At 58.1% G+C, this 11,983-nt stretch carries 13 protein-coding genes and 1 riboswitch; of the genes, 7 read left to right on the top strand and 6 right to left on the bottom strand.

Annotation, left to right across the window (positions count from 1 at the left end):
- Positions 1 to 390: 390 nt before the first annotated feature.
- Together purH and purD are read left to right on the top strand one after the other, a co-directional pair.
- Positions 391 to 1,980, top strand: a complete 1,590-nt coding sequence (purH, locus tag DBY73_RS21250; RefSeq protein ID WP_112013179.1) for a bifunctional phosphoribosylaminoimidazolecarboxamide formyltransferase/IMP cyclohydrolase — start codon at positions 391 to 393, stop codon at positions 1,978 to 1,980.
- Positions 1,981 to 1,995: 15 nt separating this feature from the next.
- A complete protein-coding gene (purD, locus tag DBY73_RS21245) occupies positions 1,996 to 3,288 on the top strand; it encodes a phosphoribosylamine--glycine ligase (RefSeq protein WP_112013178.1) in 1,293 nt (430 codons plus the stop codon).
- 42 nt (positions 3,289 to 3,330) lie between these two features.
- Here the strand turns inward: purD and DBY73_RS21240 are convergent, their stop codons facing one another.
- From DBY73_RS21240 to nudC, 6 genes are all read right to left on the bottom strand, one after another.
- Entirely contained in the window at positions 3,331 to 4,023 is a 693-nt protein-coding gene (locus tag DBY73_RS21240) for a DUF1481 domain-containing protein (RefSeq protein ID WP_112013177.1), read from the bottom strand.
- A gap of 11 nt (positions 4,024 to 4,034) precedes the next feature.
- Positions 4,035 to 4,307, bottom strand: a complete 273-nt coding sequence (gene hupA / locus DBY73_RS21235; RefSeq protein ID WP_002445246.1) for a nucleoid-associated protein HU-alpha — start codon at positions 4,305 to 4,307, stop codon at positions 4,035 to 4,037.
- A 186-nt stretch (positions 4,308 to 4,493) separates the two neighbouring features.
- The gene (locus tag DBY73_RS21230; protein WP_112013176.1) at positions 4,494 to 5,084 is read right to left on the bottom strand and encodes a YjaG family protein; all 591 of its coding nucleotides are present in this window, start codon (positions 5,082 to 5,084) and stop codon (positions 4,494 to 4,496) included.
- Positions 5,085 to 5,125: 41 nt separating this feature from the next.
- Positions 5,126 to 5,797, bottom strand: a complete 672-nt coding sequence (nfi, locus tag DBY73_RS21225; RefSeq protein ID WP_112013175.1) for a deoxyribonuclease V — start codon at positions 5,795 to 5,797, stop codon at positions 5,126 to 5,128.
- A 9-nt stretch (positions 5,798 to 5,806) separates the two neighbouring features.
- Positions 5,807 to 6,871, bottom strand: coding sequence for a uroporphyrinogen decarboxylase (gene hemE / locus DBY73_RS21220; RefSeq protein ID WP_112013174.1), 1,065 nt, complete (start codon positions 6,869 to 6,871; stop codon positions 5,807 to 5,809).
- Between the two features lie 40 nt (positions 6,872 to 6,911).
- Positions 6,912 to 7,685, bottom strand: a complete 774-nt coding sequence (gene nudC, locus DBY73_RS21215) for an NAD(+) diphosphatase (protein ID WP_112013173.1) — start codon at positions 7,683 to 7,685, stop codon at positions 6,912 to 6,914.
- Positions 7,686 to 7,780: 95 nt separating this feature from the next.
- Between nudC and rsd the strand changes: the two genes are divergently transcribed.
- The 5 genes from rsd (at position 7,781) to thiS (ending at position 11,983) form a co-directional block, all read left to right on the top strand.
- On the top strand, positions 7,781 to 8,278 hold the full coding sequence (rsd, locus tag DBY73_RS21210; protein WP_112013172.1) for a sigma D regulator: 498 nt from the start codon (positions 7,781 to 7,783) through the stop codon (positions 8,276 to 8,278).
- A gap of 54 nt (positions 8,279 to 8,332) precedes the next feature.
- Positions 8,333 to 8,442, top strand: a riboswitch (TPP riboswitch).
- A 78-nt stretch (positions 8,443 to 8,520) separates the two neighbouring features.
- Positions 8,521 to 10,416 (top strand): phosphomethylpyrimidine synthase ThiC, encoded by a 1,896-nt coding sequence (gene thiC / locus DBY73_RS21205; protein WP_112013171.1) that lies wholly within the window; start codon positions 8,521 to 8,523, stop codon positions 10,414 to 10,416.
- On the top strand, positions 10,416 to 11,051 hold the full coding sequence (gene thiE / locus DBY73_RS21200; RefSeq protein WP_112013170.1) for a thiamine phosphate synthase: 636 nt from the start codon (positions 10,416 to 10,418) through the stop codon (positions 11,049 to 11,051). The genes thiC and thiE overlap by 1 nt, the downstream gene beginning before the upstream one ends.
- Entirely contained in the window at positions 11,044 to 11,799 is a 756-nt protein-coding gene (locus tag DBY73_RS21195) for a HesA/MoeB/ThiF family protein (RefSeq protein WP_112013169.1), read from the top strand. Before thiE ends, DBY73_RS21195 begins: the two co-directional genes overlap by 8 nt.
- Positions 11,783 to 11,983, top strand: coding sequence for a sulfur carrier protein ThiS (gene thiS, locus DBY73_RS21190; protein WP_112013168.1), 201 nt, complete (start codon positions 11,783 to 11,785; stop codon positions 11,981 to 11,983). Before DBY73_RS21195 ends, thiS begins: the two co-directional genes overlap by 17 nt.

The raw sequence follows: 11,983 nt of genomic DNA, 5'->3' as shown, positions 1-11,983 counted from the left end.
TGCGAGGTGGCGTATAATACGCTTTCCTCTTTCAGAGTCAACCCGTTATTTCAGGATTTTTCTCTTCAACCGACCGGGTTGTTTGTGAAGTGATTCACATCTGCCGTGTCGATGGAGGCGCATTATAGGGGGTTCTCGCCGCGCCGCAACCGCTAAATGACAGAAAAATGACTGACTGCTGCATTCCACAGCAAAACCCCGCCTTATTCCCTTTTACACACAGACTTATCCACAATGATACGAAAAAGTAAAAATGTGCGAGCGTTGCGCAAACGTTTTCGTTAAAATGCTCGCGCTTTGCAAGGATGCTCCGTCAGGTGTGTTAGATGAGTTTTTCGCTGGAAAATTCATCTAACGCTCTCTGTAATCGTGAAATCCAGGGGATTTACCATGCAACAACGTCGTCCAGTCCGCCGCGCTCTGCTCAGTGTTTCTGATAAAGCCGGTATCGTCGAATTCGCTCAGGCACTTTCTGCACGTGGTGTAGAGCTGCTTTCTACAGGCGGCACCGCTCGCCTGTTAGCAGATAAAGGTCTGCCGGTAACCGAAGTATCCGATTACACCGGTTTCCCGGAAATGATGGATGGACGCGTCAAGACCCTGCACCCGAAAGTGCATGGCGGTATCCTCGGTCGTCGCGGTCAGGACGACGGCATCATGGAACAACATGATATTGCGCCGATTGACATGGTTGTCGTTAATCTCTATCCGTTCGCCCAGACCGTGGCCCGCGAAGGCTGTTCTCTGGAAGACGCTGTTGAGAATATCGATATCGGCGGCCCGACCATGGTGCGCTCCGCGGCCAAGAACCATAAAGATGTCGCCATTGTCGTAAAGAGCAGCGACTACGAAAGCATTATTAATGAGATGGATGCCAACGAAGGGTCGCTCACTCTGGCTACCCGCTTCGACCTCGCCATCAAAGCCTTCGAACACACCGCCGCGTACGACAGCACGATCGCCAACTACTTTGGTAGCCTGGTGCCCGCTTACCACGGTGAAGGCAACGAACCTTCCGGCCGCTTCCCGCGCACCCTGAACCTGAACTTTATCAAGAAGCAGGATATGCGCTACGGCGAGAACAGCCATCAGCAGGCTGCCTTCTATATAGAAGAAGAGGTAAAAGAGGCTTCGGTCGCGACGGCCCAGCAGGTACAGGGCAAGGCGCTCTCTTATAACAATATTGCAGATACCGATGCGGCCCTGGAGTGCGTGAAAGAGTTCAGCGAACCGGCCTGCGTTATCGTCAAGCACGCGAATCCGTGCGGCGTGGCGGTAAGCTCTTCTATTCTGGATGCCTACGATCGCGCCTACAAAACCGACCCAACTTCCGCGTTCGGCGGCATTATCGCCTTCAACCGCGAGCTGGATGCGGAAACCGCGCAGGCCATCATCTCTCGTCAGTTTGTTGAAGTGATCATTGCGCCGTCCGCCACGGAAGAAGCCTTGAAAATCACCGCCGCCAAACAGAACGTGCGCGTGCTGATTTGCGGCCAATGGGCAGAACGCGTGCCGGGCCTGGACTTCAAGCGCGTCAACGGTGGCCTGCTGGTTCAGGATCGCGATCTGGGCATGGTGACAGAAGCCGACCTGCGCGTGGTGACCAAACGTCAGCCAACCGAACAGGAACTGCGTGACGCGCTGTTCTGCTGGAAAGTGGCGAAGTTCGTCAAATCCAACGCCATTGTTTACGCCAAAGAGAAGATGACCATCGGGATTGGCGCAGGCCAGATGAGCCGCGTTTACTCCGCGAAAATTGCCGGTATTAAAGCTGGCGATGAAGGTCTGGAAGTGAAAGGTTCCGCCATGGCTTCCGACGCGTTCTTCCCGTTCCGCGACGGCATCGACGCGGCAGCGGCAGTGGGTATCACCTGCGTGATCCAGCCTGGCGGTTCAATCCGCGATGACGAAGTCATTGCCGCTGCCGACGAACACGGTATCGCCATGATCTTCACCGACATGCGCCACTTCCGCCATTAATCCACGGAGCACACAATGAAAGTATTAGTGATTGGTAACGGCGGACGCGAACACGCCCTGGCGTGGAAAGCAGCCCAGTCCCCGCAGGTGGAAACCGTCTTTGTGGCTCCGGGTAACGCCGGCACCGCGCTGGAGCCCGCGCTGCAAAATGTCGCTATCGGTGTAACCGATATCCCGGCGCTGCTGAACTTTGCCCAAAGCGAGAAAATCGACCTGACCATCGTCGGCCCGGAAGCGCCGCTGGTGATCGGCGTGGTAGACGCCTTCCGCGCGGCAGGCCTGAAAATCTTTGGCCCGACGGAGGGCGCCGCGCAGCTGGAAGGCTCGAAAGCGTTCACCAAAGATTTCCTTGCACGCCACAACATCCCGACGGCGGAATATCAGAACTTTACCGAAGTGGAGCCCGCGCTGGCTTACCTGCGTCAGAAAGGCGCGCCGATTGTCATCAAGGCCGACGGTCTGGCGGCTGGTAAAGGCGTTATCGTGGCGATGACGCTCGAAGAAGCCGAAGCCGCAGTACAGGATATGCTGGCGGGTAACGCCTTTGGCGACGCGGGCCACCGCATCGTGATCGAAGAGTTCCTCGACGGTGAAGAGGCAAGCTTTATCGTGATGGTCGACGGCGAGCACGTCCTGCCGATGGCCACCAGCCAGGATCATAAGCGCGTGGGTAACGCAGATACCGGCCCGAATACCGGTGGGATGGGCGCTTACTCCCCTGCGCCAGTGGTCACTGACGAAGTGCATCAGCGCACCATGGAGCGCATCATCTGGCCTACCGTTAAAGGGATGGCGGCGGAGGGCAACACCTACACCGGTTTCCTCTATGCGGGCCTGATGATCGACAGGCAGGGCAACCCGAAGGTGATCGAATTTAACTGCCGCTTCGGCGATCCGGAAACGCAGCCAATCATGCTGCGCATGAAATCCGATCTGGTAGATCTTTGCCTGGCCGCCTGTGAAGGCAAGCTGGATGAGAAAACCTCCGAGTGGGACGAGCGCGCCTCTCTGGGCGTGGTCATCGCTGCGGGCGGTTATCCTGGCAATTACAGCACCGGGGATGAAATCCACGGTCTGCCGCTCGAATCTGTCGAAGGCGCGAAAGTCTTCCATGCGGGTACGAAGCTGGCTGATGACGATCGTGTACTCACCAACGGTGGCCGCGTGCTGTGCGCGACCGCGCTGGGCAATACCGTTGCTGAAGCGCAGAAGCGTGCCTATGCGCTGATGGCGGATATTCACTGGAACGGCAGCTTCAGCCGCCAGGATATCGGTTATCGCGCGATTGCGCGTGAGCAAGGCGAGTAATTTCACACCCTCACCCTCTCCCAAAGGGAGAGGGGATTTACGTCAGAAACTCTTCTCTGTCGGCTGCCAGGTGCAGAAATCTTCGTTCGCCACCAGCAGCAGCTGAGAACCTTCCGGCGCTTCAAGCCACGCCACGCTCACCTCAACCGATGAATGACGCTGACGGCGCTCGATATGCGCAGTGGCCCAGGATTCGAGATCCGGCTTCACGGTCTGTCCTTCGCAGGTGGTTACCGTACCATCTGCGTGCCAGCGGCCCTGTCGCAGCACCACGCGCCCCTGACGCAGCGCATCGCTGGTCTGACGGATTTGCTCGGCACGGTATCGATAAAGCGCGATCTGATCGCTGGAAAGCTGCTGTTTATGACCGCTCACTTCACGCTGCATAAAGCTCAGCTCGCCGCGATCGTCGAAACGCACCTTTACGTGTTCGGGGGTCTTGCTGTAGATATTCAGCTCGATAAGCGACAGCGCGTCGCCCTGCCAGCGATACTCCGCCGTGGAGGTATTGCCGTTATGCCACGGGCTAAAGGCGGAAAGCAGATGAACGTCATCGCTGGAATCTTTACGCCAGATCCTGACCGCTCCCTGATTATCCGCGTAACCGCTGGCGGTAAACGGAGGAAGGGAATCATCATGGCTACAGGCAGACAGTAACAGCACGCCTGCCAGCGCGAGCGTACCACGCCAGATAGACAAAAGGGGCGTTACCGCCCCTTCGTTAAAACTGTTCACTGCCACGCGTCTTACTTAACAGCGTCTTTCAGTGCTTTACCAGAAACAAATGCCGGTACGTTAGCTGCGGCGATTTTGATTTCTTTACCGGTCTGCGGGTTGCGGCCAGTACGCTCAGCGCGGTGGTTCACTTTGAAGGTACCGAAACCAACCAGTTGTACAGCATCGCCTTCTTTCAGAGACTCAGTAATAGCAGCCAGGGTAGATTCCAGAGCAGCTTTAGCCTGCACTTTAGACAGATCAGCCTTGTCCGCAATTACATCAATCAGTTGAGTCTTGTTCATAAGTTATCCTTTCAATGTGTTTATCGCTTGCTAAGCATCGAGTGCGACGAAAATGCCAAAAAAGCACTCTCCTGCATACACGCACCGATAGCCACTTTTTTTCGCCCCCCAAATGTAGACCAGACGGGGGGCAGAAGGGAAGAGTCGAGGTGCGACAAAACAGGCGTTAAATCACGTTTTGTTGTCTCATTGGTTAAAAATTATACCAATATTGCTCTCGCCAGCCTCACGTAAGTCCGCGCGCAGCCCTTTTATCAGTTCAATATCGCGTTCTTCGCACTCTGCCAGCAGGCGGAAAATCTCCCACTGGATATCCCATTCCTGCTCAACCGCCGGGTTAGCGCGCAGCTCTTCGTCGGTCATTTCGCGACCTTCCTGAGTCATTTCCAGCATCGCCACGGTGGTAATGGAAGCCTTACTGACTTCGATAGCGTGCTCCAGCGTCTCACCGCTCAGACGGGAGTGAATTAACTCGCTCAACGCTACGCAGGCATCAATGGCCGGGTAGACACCGTACAGGTCAAAGTCATCCGCTGCCGGAATCGCCTCTTCCAGCTTTTCAAGCTGAGAGTCAAAGTTCACCTTTGCGTCTTTTACCGTCAGCGTCTCCCAGACTAAATCCAGAATGCGGCGATAAATCTGGCCTTCGCCAAACGCCGTTTGCTTGCAGAATGCGGCATAGTTGGGATACATGCGCTCGCACAGGCAGGCCATAAACGTGACGTGCTGCCAGCTTTCCAGCTTCTCAAGGCGCAGGTGAATCGGGTTTTGTAGCATGATGATGTCTCGAATCGAAAATTAGCCGCAGTTTACCTGAATCAGCGCTGGATTTCCTGCCAACGAACAAAAGCCGGACGCGAAGATGCAACCGCATCAGCCCAGCGCGTCGGCTCCGGCAGGCGGTAGCCTTTCATGCACCGCTGCACCCATGCCAGCGCGCTATCCATGCTTACCCGATGCCCGGTGGCGATAAACAGCGGGTTACAGCGCGCCTTGCTGCGCCAGACCCAGGCCAACTGTTCGCCTTTGTCGATAAGCGGGGCGATTGCACCCGGCTCGGCGGAGAGCGGCTCAAACTTGCCGCACAGGCGTTTTTTGGCGACGCCGATGGTCGGCACGTCCACCAGCAAACCAAAGTGGCTGGCAACGCCCAAACGACGCGGATGGGAAATGCCGTGCCCGTCCACAAACAGCAGGTCCGGCTTTTGCGAGAGCTGCTCCCACGCGGCAAGCAGCGCGGGATACTCGCGGAAGGAGAGAAAGCCGGGGATATACGGCATGGTGGTCGCGATGCGCGCCACCTTGTACTCGACCAGCTCAAGCGAAGGATACTTCAGCACCACCATTGCCGCTCGCGTCACTTCCCCGCCCTGCTCGAACCCCACGTCCGCCCCGCCGATGTACTGCGGGGGATCCGTATCCAGACGATCCTCGCGGATCACCGATGAGGCCAGTTCTATCTGTTGAGCGCGTAACGACGCGAGATCCATAACCACTCCTTACTGATGATATTGGGCAGAAAGCCGGTGAACCGCCTCCACAAACGCGCCAGCGTGCTCTGGCGGAACATCCTGATGAATGCCGTGGCCGAGGTTGAATACGTGTCCATCCCCCTTGCCGAAGCCTGCCAGAATAGATGCCACCTCTTCTTCAATACGGGCTGGCTGCGCGTAAAGCATGGACGGGTCCATGTTGCCCTGCAGCGCGACTTTATCACCTACGCGACGGCGCGCATCGGCAATATCCGTTGTCCAGTCCAGGCCTAGCGCATCGCAGCCGGTGGCGGCTAAGGCTTCCAGCCACTGGCCGCCGCCCTTGGTGAACAGCGTCACCGGCACGCGGTGGCCTTCATTTTCACGCAGCAGCCCGTCGACGATTTTGTGCATGTAGTACAGCGAGAACTGCTGGTAATCGCGCCCGGTCAGCACGCCCCCCCAGGTGTCGAAAATCATCACCGACTGCGCGCCGGCTTTGATCTGGGCGTTAAGGTACAGGGTGACGCTTTTCGCCAGCTTGTCGAGCAGCGCGTGCAGGGCCAGCGGCTCGGCGTACATCATCTTTTTAATCACCGTGAAGGCTTTACTGCTACCGCCCTCAACCATGTAGGTCGCCAGCGTCCATGGGCTGCCGGAAAAGCCAATCAGCGGCACCTCGCCCTTCAGCTCGCGGCGGATGGTGCGCACCGCGTTCATCACGTAGCCCAGCTCATCTTCGGGATCGGGAATGGGCAGTTTATCGACGTCCGCTTTGCTTTTAATTGGCGAGGTAAAACGCGGGCCTTCTCCGGTTTCAAAGTAGAGCCCAAGGCCCATCGCATCCGGAATGGTGAGAATGTCTGAAAAGAGAATGGCGGCATCCAGCGGGAAGCGGCGCAGCGGCTGGAGCGTCACTTCGCAGGCCAACTCGGCATTTTTGCACAGCGACATAAAATCGCCCGCCTGGGCGCGCGTGGCTTTGTACTCCGGGAGATAACGTCCCGCCTGGCGCATCATCCACACCGGGGTGACATCAACTGGCTGGCGCAGCAGCGCACGCAGATAACGATCGTTCTTCAGTTCGGTCATTTTTGCAGTTCCTTAAGCGTCATGGCCACAGTGTAACATGTCATTCAAACTCGGCCCGACACATTGCCACCGTATCTTCTATCAGCCGACGTGCCACCGTTCCCGGAGGCGGCAGCAGCGGTAAATCATCATAGCGATACCAGCTCGCCTCCAGCAGCTCTTTCTGGTCGATAACAATGTCACCGCTGTCGTATTCGGCCATAAACGCCGTCATCAGCGACATCGGGAACGGCCACGGCTGCGACGTTACGTAACGCAGGTTTTTGACCTTGATACCGCTCTCTTCCATCACCTCGCGCGCGACGGCTTGCTCCAGGGTTTCGCCCACCTCAACAAACCCGGCGAGAACCGTGTGAATGCCGTTGCGGTGGCGGGTATGCTGCGCCAGCAGGATGGAATCCTCGCGGCGGATCGCCACGATGATGCACGGCGCAATCTGCGGGTAATAGCGCTCCCGGCAGTGGCCGCAAAGCATTGCCCATTCGGTCTTGCTTGGGTGCATAGCATGGCCGCAGTAGCCGCAGTATTTATGCGAGCGGTAAAACTCCGCGAGCTGCACGCCGCGGCCCGCCAGCTGAAACAGCCCCGCGTCCAGATCCAGCACCTGACGGACAGATCCCATATCCTGACGACGCACCTGCTGGATCAACCACACGGGATCGCCCTGCCATTCCCCGATCCTGCGCGCGGGCTGGCCTGCAAGATCGAAATCCTCCGCGTTGCCGTAAGGGAGTTCGCCGCGCGGCAGCCATAACTTTTGTTCATGGCTGACGATCCACCAGCCGCGATCTAATTTTTCAATTATACGATCCATATCTATTGCACTACCTTCGCTTCACAGGCATGTTGGTAACATTATTATTACATTTTGGATGGGCAGCTTTTCATCTTAACCTTGCGGAGTCGAATATGTTAAACCAGCTAGAAAGCCTGACTGAGCGCGTTGGTGGAAGTAACAAACTGGTGGATCGCTGGCTACACGACCGCAAGCATCTGCTCGTGGCTTACTACAATCTGGTCGGGATTAAGCCTGGCAAAGAATCTTACATGCGGCTGAATGAAAAAGCGCTGGATGATTTTTGTCAGAGCCTGGTCGACTACCTTTCAGATGGCCATTTCAATATTTATGAACGCATTATCCGCGAAATGGAAGGCACCAGCCCATATATTGCGGCAAGCAAACTCTATCCTCTGCTGGAAGCCAACACCCAGCGGATGATGGATTATTATGACTCCACGCTTGAGAACGCTATCGATCACGATAACTATCTTGAGTTTCAGCAGGCGCTGTCCGACCTGGGCGAGGCCATGGAGGAACGATTCACGCTGGAAGACAAGCTGATCGCTCTGGTGCTGGACAACGATTTGAAAGCCAGCAACGAAGATAACGTTGCGCGGCCTGCTTGAGTTCTTAATCGTTAACGAGTAATTTACAACCATTCGCCCCTCTTACGAGGGGGATTTTTCTTGTCGGAGTGCCCAGTGTGAAAGCACGGGCTGAGACCGTTAATTCGGGATCCGCGGAACCTGATCAGGCTAATACCTGCGAAGGGAACAAGAGTCAAACTGCTGTTGCATCGCCTGCGGGCGATCCTCTCTTGCTTCATCCGTCGTCTGACAAGCCATGTCCTTCACTTTTGGAATGCGCTATGTCTACAACAAAACTGACCCGCCGCGAACAGCGCGCACAGGCCCAACGCTTCATCGACACTCTGGAAGGTACCGCTTTCCCGAACTCCAGACGTATCTATATTTCCGGCTCGCAGCCCGATATCCGCGTCCCGATGCGCGAGATCCAGCTCAGCCCCACGCTTATCGGCGGCAGCAAAGAGCACCCGCAGTTCGAGGAAAACGAGGCCGTTCCGGTCTATGACACCTCCGGTCCCTACGGCGACCCCGATATTGCTATCAACGTTCAGCAGGGCCTGGCGAAGCTGCGCCAGCCGTGGATCGAAGCCCGCCAGGATAGCGAAGCGCTTAATGAGCAAAGCTCGGCTTACGCAAAAGAGCGCCTGGCCGACGACGGCCTGGACGAACTGCGCTTCACCGGCCTGCTGCCGCCAAAACGCGCCAAAGCGGGGAAGTGCGTCACCCAGCTTCACTACGCGCGTCGGGGCATCGTCACCCCTGAAATGGAATTTATCGCCATTCGCGAAAACATGGGCCGCGAGCGCATCCGCAGCGAAGTATTGCGCCACCAGCATCCTGGCGAAGGCTTTGGCGCGCGCCTGCCGGAGAACATCACGCCGGAGTTTGTGCGTGACGAGGTGGCCGCCGGACGCGCCATTATCCCTGCCAATATCAACCATCCGGAATCCGAACCGATGATCATCGGCCGTAACTTCCTGGTGAAGGTCAATGCCAACATCGGTAACTCGGCGGTCACGTCCTCCATTGAAGAAGAGGTGGAAAAACTGGTCTGGTCAACGCGCTGGGGCGCGGACACGGTGATGGACCTCTCCACCGGACGCTATATTCACGAAACCCGCGAGTGGATCCTGCGCAATAGCCCGGTACCGATTGGCACCGTCCCGATTTACCAGGCGCTGGAAAAAGTGAATGGCATTGCCGAAAACCTCACCTGGGAAGCGTTCCGCGATACGCTGCTGGAGCAAGCGGAACAGGGCGTGGACTACTTCACCATTCACGCGGGCGTGCTGCTGCGCTACGTGCCGATGACCGCCAGGCGCCTGACCGGAATTGTCTCGCGCGGTGGCTCGATCATGGCGAAGTGGTGCCTCTCCCATCACCGGGAAAACTTCCTCTACGAGCACTTCCGCGAGATCTGCGAAATCTGCGCCGCCTATGACGTTTCCCTCTCGCTCGGCGACGGCCTGCGTCCAGGCTCCATTCGCGACGCTAACGACGAAGCGCAGTTTGCCGAACTGCACACGCTGGGCGAGCTGACCAAAATCGCCTGGGAGTACGACGTGCAGGTGATGATTGAAGGCCCGGGACACGTGCCGATGCAGATGATCCGCCGCAACATGACCGAGGAGCTGGAGCACTGCCACGAAGCGCCGTTTTACACGTTAGGCCCGCTAACCACCGATATCGCGCCGGGCTATGACCACTTCACCTCCGGCATCGGCGCGGCGATGATCGGCTGGTTTGGCTGCGCGATGCTGTGCTACGTGACGCCGAAGGAGCACCTCGGCCTGCCGAACAAAGAGGACGTCAAGCAGGGGCTGATTACCTACAAAATTGCCGCCCACGCGGCGGACCTGGCGAAAGGCCACCCGGGGGCGCAAATTCGCGATAACGCCATGTCGAAGGCACGCTTCGAGTTCCGCTGGGAAGACCAGTTCAACCTGGCGCTCGACCCGTTCACCGCCCGCGCCTACCACGACGAAACGCTGCCGCAGGAGTCCGGCAAAGTCGCGCATTTCTGCTCTATGTGCGGGCCAAAATTCTGCTCGATGAAGATCAGCCAGGAGGTGCGCGACTACGCTGCCGCCCAGGCGATTGAAGTGGGAATGGCGGACATGTCGGAGAATTTCCGCGCCAAAGGCGGCGAAATTTACCTCAAAAAAGAGGAGGCGTAATGTACCAGCCCGATTTTCCCCCCGTCCCCTATCGCTTAGGGCTTTATCCGGTTGTGGACAGCGTGGAATGGATTGAACGCCTTCTCGACGCGGGCGTTCGCACCCTCCAGCTGCGCATCAAGGATAAGCGCGACGAAGAGGTGGAGGCTGACGTGGTTGCCGCCATCGCGCTGGGGCGTCGATATAATGCCCGCCTGTTTATCAACGACTACTGGCGGCTGGCGATAAAGCACCAGGCGTACGGCGTACATCTCGGCCAGGAAGATCTTGAAACCACGGATCTGAACGCCATCAGCGCGGCCGGCTTGCGGCTCGGCGTTTCAACGCACGACGACATGGAAATTGACGTCGCGCTGGCGGCTCGCCCTTCCTACATCGCGCTTGGCCACGTCTTCCCGACGCAAACCAAGCAAATGCCGTCCGCGCCGCAGGGGCTGGCGCAGCTGGAGGAACACGTCAAACGCCTCGCGGACTACCCCACCGTCGCCATCGGCGGGATTAGCCTTCAGCGCGCCCCAGGCGTGCTGGATACCGGCGTGGGCAGCATTGCCGTCGTCAGCGCGATCACCCAGGCGGCGGACTGGCAGGCCGCCACGGCGAAGCTTCTGGCACTCGCAGGAGCAGGCGATGAATGACCGCGACTTTATGCGCTACAGCCGCCAGATCCTGCTGGAGGATATCGCTACCGACGGCCAGGAAACGCTGCTCACAAGCCGGGTATTGATCGTCGGTCTCGGCGGGTTGGGCGCGCCCGCCGCGCTCTATCTGGCGGGGGCTGGCGTAGGCACGCTGGTGCTGGCGGATGACGATGATATTCACATCAGCAATCTCCAGCGGCAGATCCTGTTTAACACGGAGGATGTTGGCCAGCCTAAGGCGGACATTGCCCGCCAGCGGCTGCTTAAGCTCAATCCGGGTATTGAACTCATCGCGCTTCAGGCGCGCCTCGTTGGTGACGATCTCGAACGCGAAGTTGCTCTGGCTGACGTCGTGCTCGACTGTTCCGACAATATGGCAACGCGTCAGGCAATCAATGCCGCCTGCGTGGCGAACGATACTCCGCTTATCACCGCCAGCGCCGTGGGCTTTGGCGGCCAGATGATGGTTCTCACGCCGCCGTGGACGCAGGGCTGCTACCGCTGCCTGTGGCCGGACGACGCCGAGCCGGCGCGCAACTGCCGCACGGCGGGCATTCTCGGTCCGGTGGTCGGCGTGATGGGCACGCTGCAGGCGCTGGAAGCCATTAAGCTGCTCAGCGGTATGGAAACGGAGCGCAATACGCTGCGGCTGTTCGACGCGCGCGCCGGCGGCTGGCGTCATCTGGCCCTGCAGCGTGCCCGCCGCTGTCCGGTTTGCGGAGGCCATGATGCGTATTCTCTTTAACGATGAGCCGATGCAGTGCGACGACAACCTCACCGTTGCCGCGCTGCTCGACGCGCTGCGCCAGCTCAAGCCGGGCACGGCGCTGGCGCTCAATCAACAGATCCTGCCGCGCGAGCGGTGGGAACATCAGCAGGTGAGCGAAGGCGATAACATCCTGCTGTTTCAGGTTATCGCAGGGGGCTGA

Origin of the sequence: Enterobacter sp. RIT418 (assembly GCF_003057745.1) — a bacterium.
Classification (GTDB): Bacteria; Pseudomonadota; Gammaproteobacteria; order Enterobacterales; family Enterobacteriaceae; genus Enterobacter.
Note: the sequence above shows the minus strand (reverse complement) of the source record. Positions and strands in the feature narration are given on the sequence as shown.